Source organism: Prevotella sp. P2-180 (genome assembly GCF_002251435.1).
GTDB lineage: Bacteria > Bacteroidota > Bacteroidia > Bacteroidales > Bacteroidaceae > Prevotella.
In genome coordinates, this window is sequence record NZ_NPJI01000100.1 from 1 (window position 1) to 20,576 (window position 20,576).

Consider the following 20,576-nt stretch of genomic DNA (forward strand, 5'->3'; position numbering starts at 1 on the left):
ATGATGAATAAAGGTATCAAAATTACCCACAAATAATTTGATTTCATTTGTAATGCTTTCTTTATATTTATAAATTATCTTCGTTTTCTTTATCTACAAAGGTGAATTTCTTAAAGACTTTTTATTGAAACCTTATCCTTGTCTCCCTTCCAAACGATAATATGAAAATCGCAATTAATAATATCCCTGTTTATGCGTAATGCACTGATAAGGTATTTAATCGTGCTCCGTATCTCGATGTTTGTTCTGGATAAGCCTGTTCCAATAACAGGCATGACAACGGGATATCCCTGTGAACGTGCATTGCAAAACTCTATGAGTCTTTGGATTGCAACAGCATACTCGCTTTTTGTCGAGCTTGCTTGCAGGTTACAGTCAAGCTTACTCAGTCCCATAAAGAAATAGGTCAAATCTTGAGACTTCCTTACTTCTGCTACGGTTCCAGCTTTGAATCTCCTTAAGTTTCCTTCCGGCTTTTGGCCTACTGTCAGTATCGATTCAAAATCTCGTTGAGACAAGGCCTCTTGCATTATTTGATTCAACCCTTCTGGGGTGAATTCATTTGTATCATACAAATTCTGCATCACTTTGCCATGTAAAGACCTGTGGGATATCAGGTTGTCATCAACTATCGTGTCAAAACAACGATTCACAGGTATTACCAAATTATATCTTTGATTGCCATCTTCAGCAAGAACATCAGGGGATAGTATATCTCCAAAATGGATATAAACAGAGTGCTTAGAATTAGATGTAAATACGCATTCCTTGTTGGAGTTTAAGCATATGATTGAAGAAACGATTGCAGATAAAAGATATACTATAACTACTGCAAGAATACCAATTAGCAATTTACATGCAAATGTAACTTCATTATAAAAACAATCATCTAATGGGTTGAATATGGAAATCAATCCCCAAACGGTAAATACCATTCCTGTACATTTGCATGCTTGAGATAATATGTATGACTTGTTAAGCCAAAATCGAGTTGCCAATTTCTTCATAATATCCACTCTGTTAACCTCCAAATATCGTGTTTACCACCAATAATCACCTTTCTTGTCACCCTTTGTTATCACACTAAACCAATCATGGCTGATACTCTTAGAGATAAGTTCCTTATCCAAAGGTATATGAATGACCGGGACTTTAGACTTGTTGTCTCTGAAAACAGGCAGATTATCCCATAAATCTCTTATCTGTTTCCTGATCCTTTTTTCAGAAACAATATCAGACTTGATCTTGAAATCTGGGTATACAACAATGATGGGAAGTCCTTTCTGATTGATAGCATAATCTATTTCCTCCCTTAATGCCCTGCTATTCTTAGTTGTTGAACTGAGAAATAGTATCACGTTTTTGGATTTATCCAAACGCCGATGTAATCTGGGTTTGAGTGTCTTCTCCCAATCACTTCCATCTCGCACGTTGTAAGTCTTGTCGTGAGAGTCAACAAATGGGAAGCTGCTATCAGCACCCTTCCAAGCCCTCAACATATTATAATAGACAAAATCTTTTGTTGCATTTGCACCAAGATTTGACTCGTTGAATGGTTCTGCTACATAAAAAGCAGAGTAATTCCCGTTTCTGTAAGCCATAATATATTTATTATTTATGTTAAACCAAAAGATATTCGTAAAACTCAGAGGAATATTAGTTCCTGCCAATTTGTCTGACCCTAATTCCCCTTATATGAAATCATAAAACCCGCAACAGAGTATATAGCTTTATCTCTTTCCATTTTTACCAATTATTATTTTAAATACTTTTCTTGGTACTCTATAAATATAAGTCCAATAATTCAGATATAGTTTTATTTGTCGATTTAGAAGATAGTCTTTCAACGTATGTCGTATGGCCATCACATATCCTTCTTCCTTATAGTATTCAATAAACGTTGAGGATAAAGGATGTCTATGGAATGGCTCTACCAATGACGGTTTGTATTCAAGACGCTCTTCATAATTTCGTTCAATATTTATCAGACTATCATTACTATCTGATACAGATTTATAAAATACATTTCCTTTCTCCGTGTTTATAGTAACTGAAGAAACATTACCCTTGGGGTAGTCGAACGGAACCTGTTTGCCCAATCCTATAAAGTCGCCAATTGTTATATCGGATATACGCTCAGGACGAGCATATTTGCAGGAATAGCAGTTTTCACGCAAAGTCACACCCAAAAGGAAACCCCAAATATAAAATTGCTGAGACTCGGAGAGGCGAAGCAATTTTTCACGATAGTTGTTCCCTGGGAATAACTTTCGTCTGGCTTTATTCCATAAAGTCAGACGATAGTTATTCCCATCATTACCTCGGAAGCGAGCGTCTGCGATGTTTTCCAGCTTATATTTTTTCGCAAGATAATCAACTTCCTCTGTAAAGTGTTTGGTAGGACATACTCCATGGCATATCAAGTCAACTGTAATCAGATTTTGATAATCTTTCTTCAGGAATGATTTTAAACCTGCAATTTGGCAAGGGGTACCAATGAAGAGCACCAGCCTATTGTTTATAAGAAACTTCTTAACCTGTATAAAAGTATCTCTGCCGACAAGACTTTGTACATATCTGGATCCCTTAAAATGCTCCAGTTCTTCCAAACGTTCGGTAAAAGTCATGATTGGCACTAAACTCTCATTGTAGCGAGAACCAAATACAACACCTCCATTTTTTATGACGTATTCAGACATTGTCGTACCTATTCCTCCTGAGGCGCAGATACGTCTCTTTTCCTTATCAGTTATCCACGAAGCATAACATGCAGTAGGATACTTAAAATCTAATGAGACATTATTCGGACACGCTTTCCGACAAGCACCACAATTGATGCATTTATCATCATCAACTGAGGGGTGGATTGCACCAAGTTCATCTTCTTCCATTTTGATGCAATCGTGTTTGCACGCGGAAACACATGCATAACATCCCGTACATTCATTGTGTGGACATATTTCCATATTATTTTCTCAATTCTTTTAAATCCAATAATTTAAACAGGTACAGTGCAAACATATATAGTAAAAGCCATATTGACGACTTTATTATACAAACAATAATATAAGCTAATCTGAAGTTGATTCCATCGTATAAACTTACAGTGATTGGCAAAAATGATACTATACAGAATGTGATAATAGCGATTATTACAGGATATAAAAAACAACAGAACATTCGCAAGCGACTTAATCCAAGAAGTTTTTTATAAAAGGACACATAGTATAATCCGATAATTGCCAACGTATATAAGAAGTATGATATAACAGCTGAACCAACACTAAAATATTTACAAAGGAAAGCATTCAATACTATGGAAAGTATACACGCTATTGATGTCACCTTGACCAATATTTTGGTTTTACCATAAGCCAATACTAATGCATTTCCAGGTGTCGTGTGCATTTGAACTAATACTGACACGCACCATATCGCCATCCATATTGACAAATGCGAATACTCTTCACCAACGTACGCTGAAAGTACTTCCGACGAACATAGAATGAAAGGAAAACACAAGGAGCTTACAACAACAGTAGTGTATCTTGTCCATTTATATGCAAAATGTTGAATAGCAGCAGTATCTTTTCGAGCGACCATTTCTGAAGTCTTAGGAAGGAAAACGCCTCCAAATGTGCCACCTATCATAATAATAAGTTGCGGTACTACCTCTATGATCCTATACTCAGCCACTGTTTCTGCTCCGTTTATTGCAAACATACTCAGAATGATTGGGCGAGACTGTGATGCTGTTGTCTGAAACAATGACAATGCAAATATGGACAAGCTGAACACCAGCACCACCTTGAATTCTTTCCAATATGTAGCCGGCATGAGACTGTCTATCAAATTATGCTGCCTGCAACGTATTGCATATGGCACGATAAGTAATGATATGACTGCAGTTAAAAAGAAAAAATAGGTTAGCAGCGACCAGTCAAACAAAAAAACGCAAGCAACAAGCAAACCTTTCAAAAGTCCAGTAACACACTGCATCTGCATAGTGAAAGCCATTTGTTTGTCGGCTATCAGCAACTGATTGAATGTAGTTGCGCCCCAACTTAATATGCTGAAAAGGGCAATGACTATCAGGCATTTTTGAAGCGTCACAAATTGCAAATCCGTAATCGAGAAGAATGATTTTCCCCAAAATGCCAATAACAATAATCCTGCAATATTAATCAGCGCTATAATCCCATAGAATGTGATGTTGGTTCTTGCTACCCGATATACTTTGTCAATATTGCCTTCCGCTTTCCACTGTGAGAAGAATTTAACTGCCCCTACGTTCATGCCTAGGTCCAACAGGTGCATATAACCATTGCATGCCGTGGCTATAGACAGAATGCCGTATTCTGCCTTGCCATAATAGCCCAACAATAGAGGGACAGAGATAAATCCGACTATTGCAGTGAGAATCTTTGACAATGTGCTCCAAAAGAATGAAGACACATAATAATTATTTCTTAATGACATATTTATCTTTCTATTGATTCAACCAAAAAGTCCAACGATGCCTTTCTATCATTGTTAATTTGGTTTGAAACGGCTGAATAGTCAATAATCTCAGCCCATCGTTTATCTGCTTTATTATAGATACGATAGGTCAGGTTGTATCTTTCCAAAATGTCGTATATACGAGAGTTCTGCGATCCTTTTGAGTCATCCGAGAATCGCATGAACTCAACAAATGGCACTTCCATATTGAGTGAGAGCGCAGTGGCATGGAATGAATCAGTGCATACAAATGCCGCTTCCTTTATGAGTTTGATGAATTCCAAAGGTCCTGCTGCATCATATATGGTTGCTCCTTCAACAGAGAAATCTTTATTCTCTACAGCAGGCACAATAATTACCTTTTTGATGCCAGTAGATGCAACTACATCCTGTAATTGTTCTATATACCAAGAGTTATTGCCTATGAGATAGCAGAAAATATATTTGTCATGTGTATCAATTTCTATATCTGCCTTTTCTGATATTGCGAACCAATCCTTTCTGTCTAAAAGGAATGTAGGGTCTAATACCTGACGAATATCATTTCTATCGAGTAATGAAGATATAGCCTTTGCTGCCGTTTGTTCTCTAACCCCTATATGTTGAAATTTTGACAATAGGCTCTTAACAGCCTGCTTGTGCTCATTAGGGAAATCTGATATTCCCATACTTGAAGCATAGGCTATACGTTTCTTGTCTTTTGCAAAGTCGAGAAAGTAAAAGGGATTGAAACAATATACAGTATTCCAAATCTGGTCGCTTCCTGTAACAAATACATCCGTATTATCCACTATCCTATCCAACTGCCTTTTCGAGTTGATTGCTTCTGCCAGATGGTAGTTATCTTGTATAAACCGCTTGAGCTTTTTCTGTTTAAGAGTGAGTTTTTCGCCTTTTATTTTCCTCTTTATTGAGCTTAAGTCAACACCTATTAATCCTAATACATATTTTATTTTATTCTTTATTGTAAACTTCTTAGGACATCCGGAGAGGAATGTCACTGAATACCCTAAGTTCTGTAATTTCCTATGCAATGCAAATGACTGTAGAGAGGTACCGAAATTACCACTTCCAAGCCATGTAACTAAGGTTATATTATTCATTAGTATAATTTATCGTTTATATCAAAGTCAAGCACTGAATCTTTCAAGCATGCATGCTTCAAGTCTTTCTCGCTGAGTATCGCCTTTTCATAATGATGACTGATTGCTGATTATTGATTAAAGATTCGCTTGACCTGTCCTTTCTACTTCTTCAATTACTTGAAGCAAATATTGTCCATATTGATTCTTGAGCATGGGCTTTGCAAGCTCACGCATCTTGTCGGCAGTAATCCATCCCTTGCGGAATGCTATTCCTTCAAGACAAGCCACCTTCAAGCCTTGGCGCTTCTCCAAAACCTCTATATAAGTAGATGCCTCAGAAAGAGAATCATGTGTTCCTGTATCGAGCCATGCGAAGCCACGGCCTAAAGTCTGAACCTTCAATTCTCCATCCTCAAGGAATCGTTGATTAACAGTAGTTATCTCATATTCACCTCTTGCTGATGGTTTGATTGTCTTTGCTACATTTACCACTTTGTTGGGATAGAAATACAATCCGACTACTGCATAATTGCTCTTTGGATGCTCTGGCTTTTCCTCAATGCTTAGACAGTTGCCCTCAGCATCAAACTCAGCCACGCCATATCTTTCGGGATCGCTCACCCAATATCCAAAGACTGTAGCCTTCTTGTCTTCCTCGGCTGTGCGTACTGCCTCTATAAGCATATTCGTCAAACCAGCACCTTGGAAGATATTATCTCCAAGTACAAGACATGCTGCATCATCACCAATAAAGTCAGCACCTATAGTGAATGCCTGTGCGAGACCATCAGGGGATGGTTGTTCGGCATACTCGAACTTCACCCCGAAGTCGCTGCCATCGCCAAGCAGTCGCTTGAAGCCAGGCAAGTCGAATGGAGTACTGATTATCAATATCTCACGGATGCCGGCAAGCATCAACACTGAGATAGGATAATAAATCATTGGTTTGTCGAAAATGGGAATCAGCTGCTTGCTGATACCCTTGGTGATGGGGTACAACCTGGTACCCGAGCCACCGGCTAATACTATACCTTTCATATATTTATCTTTTTATATCTTCACCATTCAGACTTACCTGAAAAGTTGCTCTGGAAAACAGGCAGTATCTGAACAGTGAAGATGATTAGTACAATTTATCATTTATATCGAAATCAAGCACTGCGTCTTTCAGACATGCATGCTTCAAGTCCTTTTCACTGAGTATCGCCTTCTCCATAGGTATGCGCCAATCAATACCCAGGGATTCGTCCTTGATATTGATGCCGCCATCAGCCTCGGGATGATAGAACTCGTCGCACTTGTATTGGAAGACGGCGGTTTCGGAGAGCACGGCGAAACCATGGGCAAAGCCACGAGGGATAAAAAACTGACGATGATTGTCTTCTGTCAATTCTACTGCTACATGCTGGCCGAATGTCGGGGAGCCTTTGCGGATGTCAACGGCTACGTCAAGGACTGCGCCCTTTACGCAGCGCACGAGTTTGCTCTGGGTATATGGCATGCGCTGATAGTGAAGACCACGCATCACGCCGTATGATGACATCGACTCGTTGTCCTGCACGAAGTTGATACTATGCCCAAGGATGGGCGTTATTTTCTCATCAAACTCTCTCTGAGAGAAACTCTCGAAGAAATAGCCTCGGGAGTCTTTGAATACACGCGGCTCAATGATGAGCACGCCGGGGATTGATGTTTTTATTATGTTCATTATTAATGATTATTGATAGCTTATTATTCACAAAAGGTAAATACTCAATTCATGGCTCACGTCTGATTTAAAGACCTTTTGATATCTTAAGTTATACTCAACATAAAAAGCTGTCTTCATTATATTCAATTTGAACTTTATTTCTAAATCTTCACTGCTATATATAACATATGATGTTTAAATTCTGCAGCAAACGTACAAACTTTTATTACATAGCCCAAAAATTAGTGCTTAGGACTTAAACCTATTTTGCACCTTATTCATCAAACTTATGCGCATACTCTAAACAATCTTTTAGTGTCATGCTAAGGACAACAGCGAACTTTTCTTCATAAGAAGTCTTGATGGATTGAACTCTCATTATGTCCAACATCAAATAAGGTAGAGCATCTACGTTTCCCTTAGGCATGATATATTTATCTTCTTCTGAAACATTGTATTCACCACCACCTTGAATATAATGCCACGTATCTTCAGAATTAAATATCGGCAATTCTAGGTGAGGCAAATTATCAGCTCGTAAAGCTGAGTAATTGAGCTCCAAGAAACGATTCACTGCATTAATGTCAACTTGCAATATCTCACAAAGATCTTTAAGTGTTATAGCATAGAGATTATTCTGGTTTTTTACAACAATAGTCATTAACGCCTGAAATATCGTTGAATCATAGGTTTCGACATCAACAGTTTTCATAGTTCAAAATAATTATTAATTTGTTATTCAATTATGATAATGGCAGTTCTATGTTGAACTTTTTCTTTTTCTAATCATATCGCAGACTTCCCTCACTGCTCCTTGCCCTCCGTTGTAACATGAAACGAAGTCGCATTGCTGACGAACTTCTTCAACAGCATCGGCAGGGCAAGCTGTGAATCCTACGATGTGCATACATTCGAGGTCGTTGACATCATCTCCTATATATGCGACATCACAGGGTGATAGCCCCTGCTGAGAAAGGAATTGCTGGAGATAGGAAAGCTTGTCGGCTATTCCCTGAAAGACATATTTAATCTTCAGTTCGTTTGCACGATGTTCCACGCAATAGCTTTTGCGTCCCGTCAATATCATGAATTCTATGCCTGCCTGTTCAGCAAGAACAATGCCTGCACCATCCTTGATATTGAACTTCTTTGATTCCACCCCATTGCTGTCGATGTACACTCCTCCATCAGTGAGTGTACCATCGACATCAAGGATGACGAGTTTTATATTTGAGAGGTCTTTATTCATAATAAGATTCTAAGATACGTTCAGCAAACTCAAAATCTTCTGGCCAGTCTATATCAACTCCTTCTATTTTATCTACAAGAGCCATATATGGGTTGAATCCTATACGTTGATGATGTACTTTCCATACATCTCTTTTGAACATGAAAAATGCAGAAGTCTCAACATATACAGGCTCAATTGTTTGAGTACGCGGTATTTCCTTTAAATCATAGTTAAGTGGTTTTCCCTTATACCAAGTGAAAGTCTGTATCTTTTCAGCCGAAAATGCAGAATCATACCCTTCTTCCTTTATCTTAGTTAGGGCATTTTCGAAGGTAGAGATTTTCAGGAACGGCGATGTAGTGTGCGCCAATATATATACATCTGCATCTATCGTTTTCGTGAACTCCTCATAAATTTCCTTTCCAAGAGTCTCGTCCCTGTCCAAAAATTCAGGGCGTTTCAAGAACTTGACTCCTTGTGGAAGGTAGTCAATGATGGATTCTTGACTACAATAAACATATACTTCGTCCACTCCCTTTACCTTTGATAATGTGTCAAGGACGTGGCATAAAAGCGGTTTGCCGCCCAACAATTTTAAATTTTTACCTACAACTCGTTTACTGTTTAAACGAATTGGAACAAATGCTACTGTTTTCATCTTTATATCATATAATTATAAACAAGAAAAACTGTCGATAATACCGACGAATCTTTGGTCATTGTTGACCACTATCAAAGAATGGATGTTGTATTTTCGCATCATATCACCTGCCACATTGAGTTTGGTATTCTCATTGATGGTTTTGGGTGTGGTGCTCATAATATCCTTAACCTCAAGATGGAAGAAGCTGTCCTGCTTGCTTTGCATAGCTCTTCTGACATCTCCATCAGTAACAACACCAACTATTTTTTCATCCTCTATCACTACTGCGATTCCTTGTTTGGTCTTGCTAATCTGAATGATGGTATCGCTGACCTTGTCTTTCTTAGACACTATCGGCAAATTGTCAGAAACCATAAAGTTCTTGACCGTGCTCAACAACATCTTACCCAACGAACCTCCCGGGTGGAACTGTGCAAAGTCGTTGGGCTTGAAATTCCGAAGATGAACCAATGCACAGGCAAGTGCATCTCCCATAGCTATAGTAGTGGTTGTGGAGGATGTCGGAGCGAGATTCAAAGGATCTGCTTCATGGTCAACCTTAATATTTAGGTGGCAGGTTGAATATTGCCCGAGTAATGAACTTGGATTGCTTGATACCCCAATAATTGGTATTTTTCTATCAATCAATAATGGAATAAAACGCAGAAGTTCGTCAGTGTTTCCACTGTAACTGATTGCCATTACTACATCACCTTCAGCTATCATTCCTAAATCACCGTGATAGGCATCAAGAGGGTTGAGGAAGAAGGAAGGCGTGCCAAGCGAAGCCAATGTTGCCGCGATCTTCTCGCCAACATGTCCACTTTTGCCAACACCTGTAACTATCAATTTCCCTTTACAATTATAGACCAAATCTACAGCTTTTGAGAAATTATCATCAAGCATAGGAATAAGGTCGAGGATAGCCTGAGCTTCATCTTTGAAGCATCTCACGGCATATTCTTTCACATCTTTCATGAATATATATTATATGTTACAACAGTGATTTTACTACCATTTCCAAATCATGCAAATACAGCATATTAGGACCATCGCTTTTTGCTTTGTCTGGATCTGGGTGTACTTCAAAGAAATATCCATTTGCCCCAAATGCCTTTGCTGCCAATGCCATAGCAGGAACAAATTCTCGATTCCCGCCTGTGCTACCGCCATTGCCACCGGGACGCTGTACGGAGTGGGTGCAGTCCATAATGATGGTATCAACATATTGCTTCATATCAGCAATATTCCTGAAATCGACTGCAAGATTGTTGTAACCGTACATGTTTCCTCGTTCTGTCAGCCAAACATTATCATTGCCAGATTCTCTCACTTTTTGTACGGGATACTGCATATCAACACCGCTTAGGAACTGTGCTTTCTTCACATTGACCACTTTTCCTGTTTTCGCAGCTGCTACAAGCAAGTCTGTCTGGCGACAAAGAAAGGCTGGTATTTGCAAAACATCAACCACCTCTCCGGCAGGAGCTGCTTGGTAACTTTCATGGATGTCTGTTAACAAATTCAGTCCGAACTTGGACTTAATATCTGACAGCATCTGCAAGCCTTTATCCAAGCCTGGACCTCTAAAGGAATGTATTGATGTCCTGTTCGCTTTGTCGAACGAAGACTTGAAGATGATGTCAATCCCATACTTTTCATTTAGACGAACTAACTCCTTTGCTACTTCGTCAAGGCACTCTGCTGATTCTATCACGCAGGGACCTGCTATAAAAACTGGTTTCATATATTGTATTTTAACTATCTGTTGATATTATCACTTAATTTTCCTTCATCCATCTTTTTCTTCATATCCTTATATATGTCATCTCTCAGAGTGAAGAAGTGAACACCCCAAGAGGCAGACGATGATTCGAAGTAATGATTATATTGTTCTTCGCTTATCTGTATGTTATCTTTGTAATATTGAGTATGATTCTCATCCAATATATCCTGATAATCTATTTTCAGTAATATGACCTTGTCATAGAAATAATGGATGCCATCATGAGAATCATGAATCGCTTTATTATACCCTTCACAGAAAATTCTGTTGTTGCCAGGACACCATTGTTGCATGATTAAACCATCACCGACATTGCTGTTGACAGTCGCATAAAAATAGTCCTTTATTTCGGCATACAAAGAATCTCTTTGCGAAAGATAGTGCTTTGACAAACAGAAGAAGACCGTGGATTCCACTTTACAGTATTTTACTTTTGAACCTATATTGCGGACTTCCATAAAATCCGTTCCATATTTTCCATCATCGCTATCTTGCTGCTGCCTGACCAAAATGTCAAAGATTGGTTGATTCTGACTTTTCTGTAATGCAGTCTGCTCCTTGTTAATGTCCAATTGACATTTGACCAAATAGACATTGACAAAAGAAGTAATGATAGTGGCTATTCCTACTACAATAGTGAACACCACTTGAACTTCATCTTTATGCGTCATCAAGTAATCAAATGTAATCTTCATCGATGGTCAAGTAATTATTAGGTAAGCATCAAATCCCTATGGCAATACACCAGAGCCCCAGTATTTACTGGGGTTTCAGGGATATAAGGATTGTAAGTATTCAATTTAGGGACACGTCCGATTAAAAGCACCAGTATTTGATGATTGATTGCTGATTAATGATTCTTTTGCGAACTGCTCTGCTATCCTCATTCCTTCTTCATCACGTCCTGTCAAGAGACAGGAGACGTGTTGACCGAATGTCGTGGATCCTTTGCGGATGTCAACGGCTACATCAAGCACTGCGCCCTTGACACAACGAACTAATTTTGACTGCGTATATGGCATGCGCTGATAGTGAAGACCTCGCATCACACCGTATGATGACATTGACTCGTTGTCTTGTACGAAGTTGATACTATGGCCTAAAATAGGTATTATTTTCTCGTCGAACTCACGCTGAGAGAAGCTCTCGAAGAAGTAGCCTCGGGAGTCTTTGAAGACACGGGGCTCAATGATGAGAACGTCGGGGATATTTGTTTTTATTACATTCATACCTATTTGGCACTACTACTTTTTAAATATTCAATTTCCAATTTAATCTTATTCAGCTCGTCTTTGATAGGTTGCGGAATTCCCTTTGACCAATCGACAGAACCGTCTTTTTCTATTCCAAACAGAAAATGCTTATCTTTATCAATTATGACATATAAATATTGAACATTGTCAATTATTGACATTCCAGTATCATCCACTCTTTGTCCCAAGTTGTTTATTCTCTCTTCTTTTGATTTGGAATCTGAATATCTCAACCAAGCCAATGCAAAGCCTATGATTATTTGTGACGCTGCTATCAGCCACATCAGATCAAAAATCAATGAGAGTACAGGAACGATTAATGACAACGTTGTTAATGTCCAAAAAACAATATTTTTTCTTTTCATATTTAATCGATAGTATTTTTCTTCCTTACTGTTTATTCAATAGTATTCACTTTCCACTGTCTTTTCCAAAATCACATAGAGTTTTCAACATCTTGCCTTGATACAAAAAAATAGGGTTTTGGATAAGCTCCTCATATTTAGCCTTTTTGTTAAGGATTACACCATCATCAAATAATGCTTCAGATAGTTTGCCTTGAAGAGCATCCGCATCCGATAAAATACTCATGTATAGATTATTGTCTATTGCGCTCAATGATTCAATAAAGTATATTCTGAGATTGGAAAATATTTCTTGGTATTTTGATTCTACATCCTTTTTGGTGTTTTCCAAGTTATTTTTATTCGTATCATCAATTAATGAAGAACTTTCCTTTAGAAGTTGTTTGAAACTGTCATAGAAACATTCTAGTTTAAACTTCAATATGAAATTCTCCAGCATATACTTTCTGTCCTGCAAGCGAATATGTTGTTTTTCCTTTCTGTTTTGAAAAAAGAAAATGTAGAAGGCAAAACATAAGTTGACTATACCGACAATAATCATGGCAATCTTATAAACGACATCAAGACAACTTGATTCCATATTGCCATTCTGAACAATGTCAACAGTCAAAGTGTCATTAAGAAGTTTCGTGAATGCAATATCACAAGTTGAGGTTAATAATGAATCCATATCTATCCTATTGCTGTATTCGTTCTTAAGATTCGTTCTATAGCCTCTGAAAGAGGTCTGTCATAGTTATAGTCGCCCAAGGACTCAAATTGGTATCTTCTTAAGAATTCATCTTTTCCATGACGTTTAACCACATTGACAAACATTTCCTCAAAGAATGACGGGTTGATAGACCTTATATCTTTCGGAATGATTATTTTGACAGTTTCGTATTGGCCATCTACTTCATCCAACCGTGATTGCTCACGTACAAACTTTCCTCTATCTCGACCAGTGAAGACTTTAGAATAAACGTTTTTTGACCTTACAACTCTAAAGTCTTCTAAATTAATTTCATTGTTTTTGCTTAAACTCATAATTACAATACAATATTTGCACAAATGAAGGTTCCCGGGAAGAAATGTTCAGTTGTACGAACATACCTCACATCAGGAATATCTTCAATATCGTTATTCTTATTAAAAGCCATTATTCTATACCGGTCTCCATTTACCTCTCGCGTGGAAGTGTCATAACTACCATCGAATACTATACATGTAGAACCGGACTGAAGTGTCATTTTGGAAATAGTGTCTGAAGCTTCTGCTCTTTTGAGATTTAAGAAACTCTCTATGAAACGAAGTGAGCCATTACCTCGTTGCGGATAGAGTTTTGGTGAAACTGAGGTCACTCCATCTTGTAATGAATATAATGTCCACAAAGCCTCTTCTTCAAATTTCTTCCTCGTGAAAAAACCTTTCTTAGTGTACCTTTTTGAAAGGTTTCGCATTTTCTCCACAACATCTTTATTGGGGCAATCCGAATCATGAAATTTCTCGTAGATTGATCTGCCAATGTTTAGAATCACTAATTGAAACAATCCCAACTTGTTTCCATTTACATCTTTCTCCTCAAAATACCCAATCGAATATCTGCACTTTGTGCTTGAATGTTCCTCGGCATTAATGAGAATTTCTCCAATTACAGTACACAAATCATCCATACTTTCCCCATCTAAAGTCCTTCCCATCCTTGCCAAACAATTCTCAACATAATCGGATAATGATGTCGTATCCAAATCCTTCTGCTCAATTTGTTCCAAAGTATCGCTTTTGGATTGATGCACACAAAGATTGTATGGGATTATATCAGGGTACTCTTTCTTATTCTTGGTATGGATAGCCTGAGAACCGACTGAAAACAACATTTTCCGGACATTGCTGTTACCCTTTGAACGGTCGGTTATGTTCTTTACAAATAATTGATTTCGTTTTGTTCGCTCACATATCTTATATATCTTCAGTATATCGCGTAAAACTAAATCTAAAAGAACTTGTGCTTCTAAGGTGAAAACGTTGCAATTTGAATAGTCAATAATGACATCCTTATGCTTCTGATACAGCAAAGATGCAACAATTCTCCTTATTGCTCCGTAACTGTCTTTTGGATTGTCAATAAGTGAGAAAATGGCAGGAATCGCTATCTCTCCATTATAATCATCTTTTTCAATTAGAATCAAGTCCAATCTTAATGGACTATTGGGGTCTTCCAAAAGATATTTAACGCTGTCAGACATAGTCATAGCAATGATATTCTGTATGGATGTGTCTCCATGCATATAGGATTTGAACTGAACATTTTGCTCATTTTCAATTCTTCTCTTACGTTTTTTGATGTAACGTCTTTTTAAATCGTATCTGTGACGTTTTAAGGAGATACGCAATAATATGTATTTCCTATTCTTCATCTGTAAGCGTCCAAAAGTGATTAAAACCCTTATAGGACGGGCATTCCGAGAAGCCCGCCTATTTGTGATTTAATTGAAATTTAACTTATTTTAATTGGTCGCCGTGGAGAAAGCAAGCCTGACAAGATTGTCATAGTCCCTTCGTCCCCTGTTGTACTAATTTTTCATCTCGGTGAAAAAGCTAAAGTACTGCAGCAATGCTGATGATTGATGAATGTTTATTAATGATTCACCATTTACACCGTCTTCGCCCACTTGGTATATACCCCCTTGTTCTTAGGATATAGCTCGGTGTTGACATAATACAGGCCATCGAAATGAACTAATGAGGTATATACGCACTTGCCTATCAGCTCGTCACCGACCTTGATGCCCTCAGCAGATACCACCATCTCATCGTGCCAGGGATTGGAGAAGAGGTAGTTGCCATCGGCGTTCTTGCCGTTGCATACGAAATACATCGGTTCGGTGCAGAAGGCCTGGGCGGTCTTGTCGGCCAACTCGGACTGTCCCATGCGACGGAGGTATTCGCTGTATAGGGGTAGCATCTTCATCGCCGCCACGTTGCACGCATCGTCATTGGCATCCAGATGATGCACCTTATTATAGTGCATGAAATCCTCCTCGTAGTCGTAACAGTAATAGCCATAAGAGCTGGGCAAGGCAAAGCTCTTTTCCAATAGCCAGAACAGTAACTCCCGCCATGCGGTGAATGTTCCTTCTGCTGCCTTCTGCGTTATCCAATCACGTAGCGCCGAGTTGCGCAGCCCATCCTTGTATTGCTCAAACAACTCCTCCAGCGCAGCCGTAATCTTGTCGGCACGTTTCACGGAAGTGGTCACCATCTGTGCGGTAAACATATATGGGCTCTTCATATAGCCATTGTGCATCTGCAACGCCTCATATTGGTGGGTATCGTTCACCATGTCCTCCATGGCCAGTACGATGAAATAGCTGATTCTCTCCACCTCCGCAAAGTAATGGCAATATTGACTGAACACTTGTTTTACCTTTTCGTACAGTTCAAGATTAGCCTCCCCCTTAGCCCTTAGTTTTTCTTCCTTATCATAGATAGAGCTCAGACGCCCCTTGATCTTCTTTTGCATGGGGTATTCCGTGGGAGGCATGATGGCAGTCTTCTTCTGAATAGGCTCAGGCGAACGGGGAATCACCTTGGGCTTCTCCACCTTCGTCACTGCACCGCGCTTCAGTTCCTTTATGCGTTTCTCGCCGTATTTGTCATCCGAGTATTTCTCCACGAGCGCAGTGATGTCGGGCAATGGATATTCCTTTGACAGCTGCTTCACATACTCTTCCTCCCCGTGCTCGATCAGCCTTGACCCGAGCAGGACCAGGCGTTGCATCAATGGCACCGACTTCTTCATCATCCTTATGGTCATTATATCGTCCTCAACTATCCTTCTTTCCTTCTGGATGTCGTCCAGGTTAATCTTCCGGGTATCATCATCCTTCAGCGATTTCATGAACAGCTCGTGATAGAGGTTTGACAGCTCAGTGTCGTAATGCAAAGCAATGGCATACAGGAGCGAGAGCTTTGCATCAAGGGAGAGTATGGTGGTGGAGGGGAGTGGCATAATAAACCTGTTGTACTAATTTTTCACTGCGGTGAAAAAAGTTAAAGTCCTACATACTGATTATTCGCAAGCTCATCAAGCTACGCAAGTGTCTGATAAACGATTCTATAAAAGGTGAAGGGAGATGACGGGACATTTCGAACCTCCCCGTCATTAATCCCCTCCACCACAAATAACCATGACCAATACAACATTGGACAAAGAGATCACGGTTTTATTTTTGTGAACAGCAATTATTCACACGTTGTAAATTTAAAGAGGAGTTCATCAAGCTAAAGCAAGTGCCATAAATGACCAGCAATTGTCATAAAAAAATGTTTTTCGAAAACTCCCCCGTCCCCTCTTAACCTGAAGAGGGGCTCCACCGCTTTCCCCTAAATCCCCTTTCCCCTCAGGGTACAGGGGACTTAAAGCCTGGCCGGCTGGGCCTGTACTCGCAAACAAGCTCACGCCCCTGCGGGGTTGCTCGTGATTATCTACGCAACAGAGTTGCGATTATTTGACGCAATAGAATTGCGAGTGTTTATGCGCCGTGGGCGCCCATGCGGATTGATGATGATTGATTGCTGATTATCACTGATAAAGATATTTATTAACGACAACAGGGTCTACATGTGACGACTTAGATTGTCCGCAAGCGGACGGGGTTGGGGTGAACGCTAATGTCCATTAATTATCCGTAAATTTATCGTAAATTATTACTTGATTGTTGGTACGACAGAAGGGGACGATCCTTCATCCGCAGGGGCGGATTGCCGGCATGCCGTTGATTGATGAAGAATGTCTTATTTGACCTTCATTGTTTATCTATCAGTTTAAACTATACATATTAATTTTGAGATTTGCAAGGAAATCTTGAAAAATGTGGGGATTTTGATTGCTAATTCCACAATTCACTAAGCCCGTCTTTCCAGGCAGGGAAAGGCGGGGTGGTGTTGAGCTCGTTGTAGATTTCAACGTTCTTATTGACCAGCATCGCCACTTTGTCCAATAGATTGTTGTCTATATGGGCGATGAGAGGGGTATCGACGTCACCATCACAAAAGACACCAAATCCTCTTTCATGAGCTGGGGCGTTTCTATGACTTAGAAGACTGACGTCGTCCTTGTCTTCGCCGGTTAGAACAGCAAAGAGAGTTGGACAGTTCTTTTGGATTCTCGGCAGTTGGACATCGGGATTCTGCATGCGCATGAAGTATTTGTCCCAATTGGCATAGAGCATAATCTTGCCTCCTGTGCCTCGGGTCATGTTGATAATGACATATATGCCAGGCTTCAGTTTAAAGATGAATTCTATGCAGTCCTTTCGGGTGCTCAACGTGAGATTCGGCATTTCTTCGTAGAAGGTGGCGCCGGCCTTTGTATCGAGTAGCTTTCGCATTGAAAAAAAATTAAAAATTAAATAATTAAAGATTAATGATGTTATCTTATTTTGTTGTAAACGCGGTCGGATTATTAACAAGGTAATCGTATTCGTATACAAATGTGTCCTCGTCGGCTTCCCCATTTATCAAGTCTTCAAACGAAGAGTATAAGGACTCGAAGATGCGGCCATAGAGCATGTTGAACCCATTCAGATGCCAGATCATTGCTGTCTTTATGACCTCTACGGTCCTCTCCATGACCATCACCAGTATATGGCATACTGCCTCTAACAGGTACTCATAGTATGAACAATCGTTATCTCTGTTCGATTCAAACAACATGAAGTCACTGCAGTACAGTCTGCAAAGACGTTCCAACAGATAAAAGGCATTGCCTGCCGCTTCTTTATCCTGTCCTTCTTCTACCTGGCTCATTATCGTCTTCAACAACGGCACATAGGCGTATGCCGCCTTCTTGACATCTTCGCATGTCTGCGGCTCTATCCAAGCCTTGTCTATCTCTTCCTTCATTGTAGCGGAGAAACCTACAAACAGGTATTTCTTCCACGACTTCACTGCTCTCATGGCGGCGGGGTATTTGTTTGGATGAAAGAGTTTGATGTCCTGCAACATGTGTCCGAGGGTCTGCGCCATGCTTTTCGCATGTTTATATCTTTCCTCGTCGGTAGTGGCTGCTGCATAGTGCTCGCAATCTACAAACCATTCCTCGTGAGGAAAGTCAGACTCAACGACATATTTGCCTTCGTCTAGATAATCCATCCAATATGTCATGTTTCTGATAAGCACATCGTGTGGCAGTTTCTTCAACTCGTCCACTACTGCTTGTATCTTCTTATCTACGACAATATCGTAGTAATCTTCAATAGGAAAAAGCATCTAAAAGAATTAAAAATTAAAGATTAAAAGCCACGCCGTCATCCACACATTCAATGGCACATATCTTCTCAAAAACGGTCTTAAGGTTGTCACGGTCATTGCTTATGCGCTCTACAAGAAGGTCGATGTCGATAGTAGGGCGCGCCTTGAATCCGTCTAAGGCAAAAAGCAAGGTACTGCCTTTCAGAAGGAAATCGCTTTTATATGGGCTGACGGAAATGCGGAACAGCAGTCGTTCGTGCAGGTATCTTACCAACACTTTCATATAATCCACGCCCTCTTTCCTCGACAGGTTGAGGAGGCGCGTCCTGATAGATTTTCCTGTATTCTTCGTCATAGTCTCGTCTCCAGGTATTTGGTGAGAATGGTACGCAATCTCAGTCTGCCGGCATACTCGTTCAGCAAGGAGATGTTGCGGGTGTCCATCTTCAAATAGTTGTCTATCACCTCGCCGCATACGTCAAGACCTATCTTATTGCGGTATTTGACGGCATCGCACACAGTGCGTTCCAAGTCGGTGATTCGCACGACATATCCCGACAGTTCCTTCTGCGTGATACCGAATCCGAGATTCTCCTTTTTCCAATAGTATAGGTCAATGATAGGATAATCGGGTAGACGCAGTTTGCGCTTGGCTTCGATGGCAATGCAGAAGGAGGACGGAACTTGTGTGGATAGTCCGTAGTGTGTAAATGCGCTATAAAGACAAAGCACGCCTCCTGGCACGATACGTTCCACATCTACCATATTGTTTGCCAAGGCTGATGTTTCCACATACACTCCATTACGAAGCCTCAGCAGCGTGCCTTCTTCCGTTGCGCGACGCAGTTGTTCATATTCTCCACGGGTTTTCACTTCGCTTGCCTTTATGAATCCTCCGCTTTTTTGTATTTCGTCTATGATGGTGATATTTCTCATTGTTGAATCTTGATGATTTCGTAATTCTGCTGCAAAGGTACTGCTTTTTCTTGAAAAAAAGGAAGAAACCTGTAAAAAGTTACGGAAAATACATCAATTATCCGTAGATTATCACATATTCGAAAACTCCCCCGTCCCCTCTTAACCTGAAGAGGGGCTCCACCTCTCTCCTAAATCCTCCCTCCTCAGGAGGGAAAGGACTTAAAGCCTGGCCGGCTGGGCCTGTACCAAAAAAAATTAAAAAATTAAAGATTAAAAAATTAAAGGCTTCGGATTCTTCTACTTTCGAAAACTCCCCCGTCCCCTCTTAACCTGAAGAGGGGCTCCACCTCTCTCCTAAATCCTCCCTCCTCAGGAGGAAGGACTTAAAGCCTGGCCGGCTGGGCCTGTACTCGCAAACAAGCTCTCGCCCCTAAAGGGGTTGCTCGTGGTTATCTACGCAACAGAGTTGCGAGTGTTTAACGCACATAGTGCGAGTGTTTATGCGCCGTGGGCGCCCATGCGGATTGATGATGAGTGATTATTGATTATCTGATTATAATCCTGAAACAAGTTAGGCTTCGTATCGCCTGCAAGGCGGTATGAAGCGCCGACCGTTGTACGTCCGCCGCAAATGTAATCAGAATATTATGGGGAAAGATGTCGGTTTTTGCATGGTTTCCAAAAGGCAAGTGGCAACTTACGGATGAGAAAAACGGACTTGTACCTCTTAGAATATAACAAACTGAGATGTCACAATCTCAAATCATGCCACAAATGATACAATATACAGTGTTTTACGACGCGTTAGGGCACAAAGAGGCTGTCCACGAAGAAAAGCACTTCGCGGACTACCTGCTTAGTTACCTATACG

The 20,576-nt window shown here is 40.0% G+C and carries 22 protein-coding genes and 1 pseudogene; all 23 read right to left on the bottom strand.

Annotated elements, in window-relative coordinates:
- Nucleotides 1-110: 110 nt before the first annotated feature.
- On the bottom strand, nucleotides 111-1,007 hold the full coding sequence (locus tag CIK98_RS14275) for a macro domain-containing protein (RefSeq protein WP_094385388.1): 897 nt from the start codon (nucleotides 1,005-1,007) through the stop codon (nucleotides 111-113).
- A gap of 33 nt (nucleotides 1,008-1,040) precedes the next feature.
- Nucleotides 1,041-1,601: a TIR domain-containing protein gene (locus tag CIK98_RS14280; protein ID WP_094385390.1), complete on the bottom strand. Its 561-nt coding sequence runs from the start codon at nucleotides 1,599-1,601 to the stop codon at nucleotides 1,041-1,043.
- A 129-nt stretch (nucleotides 1,602-1,730) separates the two neighbouring features.
- Nucleotides 1,731-2,966, bottom strand: coding sequence for a Coenzyme F420 hydrogenase/dehydrogenase, beta subunit C-terminal domain (locus tag CIK98_RS14285; protein ID WP_094385392.1), 1,236 nt, complete (start codon nucleotides 2,964-2,966; stop codon nucleotides 1,731-1,733).
- 1 nt (nucleotide 2,967) lies between these two features.
- A complete protein-coding gene (locus CIK98_RS14290; RefSeq protein WP_094385394.1) occupies nucleotides 2,968-4,479 on the bottom strand; it encodes a lipopolysaccharide biosynthesis protein in 1,512 nt (503 codons plus the stop codon).
- Between the two features lie 2 nt (nucleotides 4,480-4,481).
- Nucleotides 4,482-5,603 carry a polysaccharide pyruvyl transferase family protein gene (locus tag CIK98_RS14295; RefSeq protein WP_094385396.1) on the bottom strand — a complete coding sequence of 374 codons (1,122 nt, stop codon included), beginning with the start codon at nucleotides 5,601-5,603 and terminating at the stop codon, nucleotides 4,482-4,484.
- 117 nt (nucleotides 5,604-5,720) lie between these two features.
- A complete protein-coding gene (gene rfbA, locus CIK98_RS14300) occupies nucleotides 5,721-6,623 on the bottom strand; it encodes a glucose-1-phosphate thymidylyltransferase RfbA (protein WP_094385398.1) in 903 nt (300 codons plus the stop codon).
- Between the two features lie 85 nt (nucleotides 6,624-6,708).
- Nucleotides 6,709-7,293, bottom strand: a complete 585-nt coding sequence (gene rfbC / locus CIK98_RS14305) for a dTDP-4-dehydrorhamnose 3,5-epimerase (RefSeq protein WP_094385400.1) — start codon at nucleotides 7,291-7,293, stop codon at nucleotides 6,709-6,711.
- A gap of 256 nt (nucleotides 7,294-7,549) precedes the next feature.
- Nucleotides 7,550-7,987: a hypothetical protein gene (locus tag CIK98_RS14310; RefSeq protein ID WP_094385402.1), complete on the bottom strand. Its 438-nt coding sequence runs from the start codon at nucleotides 7,985-7,987 to the stop codon at nucleotides 7,550-7,552.
- 48 nt (nucleotides 7,988-8,035) lie between these two features.
- A complete protein-coding gene (locus tag CIK98_RS14315) occupies nucleotides 8,036-8,524 on the bottom strand; it encodes an HAD family hydrolase (RefSeq protein WP_094385404.1) in 489 nt (162 codons plus the stop codon).
- A complete protein-coding gene (locus CIK98_RS14320) occupies nucleotides 8,517-9,164 on the bottom strand; it encodes a cytidylyltransferase domain-containing protein (RefSeq protein WP_094385406.1) in 648 nt (215 codons plus the stop codon). The genes CIK98_RS14315 and CIK98_RS14320 overlap by 8 nt, the downstream gene beginning before the upstream one ends.
- Nucleotides 9,165-9,179: 15 nt before the next feature.
- Nucleotides 9,180-10,127: an SIS domain-containing protein gene (locus tag CIK98_RS14325; protein WP_094385408.1), complete on the bottom strand. Its 948-nt coding sequence runs from the start codon at nucleotides 10,125-10,127 to the stop codon at nucleotides 9,180-9,182.
- Between the two features lie 16 nt (nucleotides 10,128-10,143).
- On the bottom strand, nucleotides 10,144-10,896 hold the full coding sequence (gene kdsA, locus CIK98_RS14330; RefSeq protein ID WP_094385410.1) for a 3-deoxy-8-phosphooctulonate synthase: 753 nt from the start codon (nucleotides 10,894-10,896) through the stop codon (nucleotides 10,144-10,146).
- A gap of 14 nt (nucleotides 10,897-10,910) precedes the next feature.
- Entirely contained in the window at nucleotides 10,911-11,630 is a 720-nt protein-coding gene (locus CIK98_RS14335; protein WP_094385412.1) for a hypothetical protein, read from the bottom strand.
- A 209-nt stretch (nucleotides 11,631-11,839) separates the two neighbouring features.
- A pseudogene (locus tag CIK98_RS14340) lies at nucleotides 11,840-12,164 on the bottom strand (dTDP-4-dehydrorhamnose 3,5-epimerase family protein); the annotation flags it as partial.
- A gap of 2 nt (nucleotides 12,165-12,166) precedes the next feature.
- Nucleotides 12,167-12,553: a hypothetical protein gene (locus tag CIK98_RS14345; protein ID WP_141210559.1), complete on the bottom strand. Its 387-nt coding sequence runs from the start codon at nucleotides 12,551-12,553 to the stop codon at nucleotides 12,167-12,169.
- 46 nt (nucleotides 12,554-12,599) lie between these two features.
- On the bottom strand, nucleotides 12,600-13,223 hold the full coding sequence (locus CIK98_RS14350; protein ID WP_141210560.1) for a hypothetical protein: 624 nt from the start codon (nucleotides 13,221-13,223) through the stop codon (nucleotides 12,600-12,602).
- Nucleotides 13,224-13,225: 2 nt separating this feature from the next.
- A complete protein-coding gene (locus CIK98_RS14355; RefSeq protein ID WP_094385419.1) occupies nucleotides 13,226-13,579 on the bottom strand; it encodes an STAS-like domain-containing protein in 354 nt (117 codons plus the stop codon).
- 2 nt (nucleotides 13,580-13,581) lie between these two features.
- Nucleotides 13,582-14,949, bottom strand: coding sequence for a hypothetical protein (locus CIK98_RS14360; protein ID WP_094385421.1), 1,368 nt, complete (start codon nucleotides 14,947-14,949; stop codon nucleotides 13,582-13,584).
- A gap of 236 nt (nucleotides 14,950-15,185) precedes the next feature.
- Nucleotides 15,186-16,544, bottom strand: coding sequence for a hypothetical protein (locus tag CIK98_RS14365; protein ID WP_094385423.1), 1,359 nt, complete (start codon nucleotides 16,542-16,544; stop codon nucleotides 15,186-15,188).
- An 880-nt stretch (nucleotides 16,545-17,424) separates the two neighbouring features.
- The gene (locus tag CIK98_RS14370; protein ID WP_094385425.1) at nucleotides 17,425-17,925 is read right to left on the bottom strand and encodes a hypothetical protein; all 501 of its coding nucleotides are present in this window, start codon (nucleotides 17,923-17,925) and stop codon (nucleotides 17,425-17,427) included.
- 46 nt (nucleotides 17,926-17,971) lie between these two features.
- Nucleotides 17,972-18,805, bottom strand: a complete 834-nt coding sequence (locus CIK98_RS14375; protein WP_094385427.1) for a hypothetical protein — start codon at nucleotides 18,803-18,805, stop codon at nucleotides 17,972-17,974.
- Nucleotides 18,806-18,821: 16 nt separating this feature from the next.
- Nucleotides 18,822-19,142, bottom strand: coding sequence for a nucleotidyl transferase AbiEii/AbiGii toxin family protein (locus CIK98_RS14380; RefSeq protein WP_094385429.1), 321 nt, complete (start codon nucleotides 19,140-19,142; stop codon nucleotides 18,822-18,824).
- Nucleotides 19,139-19,723 (bottom strand): type IV toxin-antitoxin system AbiEi family antitoxin domain-containing protein, encoded by a 585-nt coding sequence (locus tag CIK98_RS14385; RefSeq protein WP_094385431.1) that lies wholly within the window; start codon nucleotides 19,721-19,723, stop codon nucleotides 19,139-19,141. The genes CIK98_RS14380 and CIK98_RS14385 overlap by 4 nt, the downstream gene beginning before the upstream one ends.
- Nucleotides 19,724-20,576: the final 853 nt, after the last annotated feature.

Coding starts and splice junctions, on each gene's coding strand:
- CIK98_RS14275 (WP_094385388.1), bottom strand. CDS start 1,007: ATGAAGAAATTGGCAACTCGATTTTGGCTTAACAAGTCATACATATTA.
- CIK98_RS14280 (WP_094385390.1), bottom strand. CDS start 1,601: ATGGCTTACAGAAACGGGAATTACTCTGCTTTTTATGTAGCAGAACCA.
- CIK98_RS14285 (WP_094385392.1), bottom strand. CDS start 2,966: ATGGAAATATGTCCACACAATGAATGTACGGGATGTTATGCATGTGTT.
- CIK98_RS14290 (WP_094385394.1), bottom strand. CDS start 4,479: ATGTCATTAAGAAATAATTATTATGTGTCTTCATTCTTTTGGAGCACA.
- CIK98_RS14295 (WP_094385396.1), bottom strand. CDS start 5,603: ATGAATAATATAACCTTAGTTACATGGCTTGGAAGTGGTAATTTCGGT.
- rfbA (WP_094385398.1), bottom strand. CDS start 6,623: ATGAAAGGTATAGTATTAGCCGGTGGCTCGGGTACCAGGTTGTACCCC.
- rfbC (WP_094385400.1), bottom strand. CDS start 7,293: ATGAACATAATAAAAACATCAATCCCCGGCGTGCTCATCATTGAGCCG.
- CIK98_RS14310 (WP_094385402.1), bottom strand. CDS start 7,987: ATGAAAACTGTTGATGTCGAAACCTATGATTCAACGATATTTCAGGCG.
- CIK98_RS14315 (WP_094385404.1), bottom strand. CDS start 8,524: ATGAATAAAGACCTCTCAAATATAAAACTCGTCATCCTTGATGTCGAT.
- CIK98_RS14320 (WP_094385406.1), bottom strand. CDS start 9,164: ATGAAAACAGTAGCATTTGTTCCAATTCGTTTAAACAGTAAACGAGTT.
- CIK98_RS14325 (WP_094385408.1), bottom strand. CDS start 10,127: ATGAAAGATGTGAAAGAATATGCCGTGAGATGCTTCAAAGATGAAGCT.
- kdsA (WP_094385410.1), bottom strand. CDS start 10,896: ATGAAACCAGTTTTTATAGCAGGTCCCTGCGTGATAGAATCAGCAGAG.
- CIK98_RS14335 (WP_094385412.1), bottom strand. CDS start 11,630: ATGAAGATTACATTTGATTACTTGATGACGCATAAAGATGAAGTTCAA.
- CIK98_RS14345 (WP_141210559.1), bottom strand. CDS start 12,553: ATGAAAAGAAAAAATATTGTTTTTTGGACATTAACAACGTTGTCATTA.
- CIK98_RS14350 (WP_141210560.1), bottom strand. CDS start 13,223: ATGGATTCATTATTAACCTCAACTTGTGATATTGCATTCACGAAACTT.
- CIK98_RS14355 (WP_094385419.1), bottom strand. CDS start 13,579: ATGAGTTTAAGCAAAAACAATGAAATTAATTTAGAAGACTTTAGAGTT.
- CIK98_RS14360 (WP_094385421.1), bottom strand. CDS start 14,949: ATGAAGAATAGGAAATACATATTATTGCGTATCTCCTTAAAACGTCAC.
- CIK98_RS14365 (WP_094385423.1), bottom strand. CDS start 16,544: ATGCCACTCCCCTCCACCACCATACTCTCCCTTGATGCAAAGCTCTCG.
- CIK98_RS14370 (WP_094385425.1), bottom strand. CDS start 17,925: ATGCGAAAGCTACTCGATACAAAGGCCGGCGCCACCTTCTACGAAGAA.
- CIK98_RS14375 (WP_094385427.1), bottom strand. CDS start 18,805: ATGCTTTTTCCTATTGAAGATTACTACGATATTGTCGTAGATAAGAAG.
- CIK98_RS14380 (WP_094385429.1), bottom strand. CDS start 19,142: ATGACGAAGAATACAGGAAAATCTATCAGGACGCGCCTCCTCAACCTG.
- CIK98_RS14385 (WP_094385431.1), bottom strand. CDS start 19,723: ATGAGAAATATCACCATCATAGACGAAATACAAAAAAGCGGAGGATTC.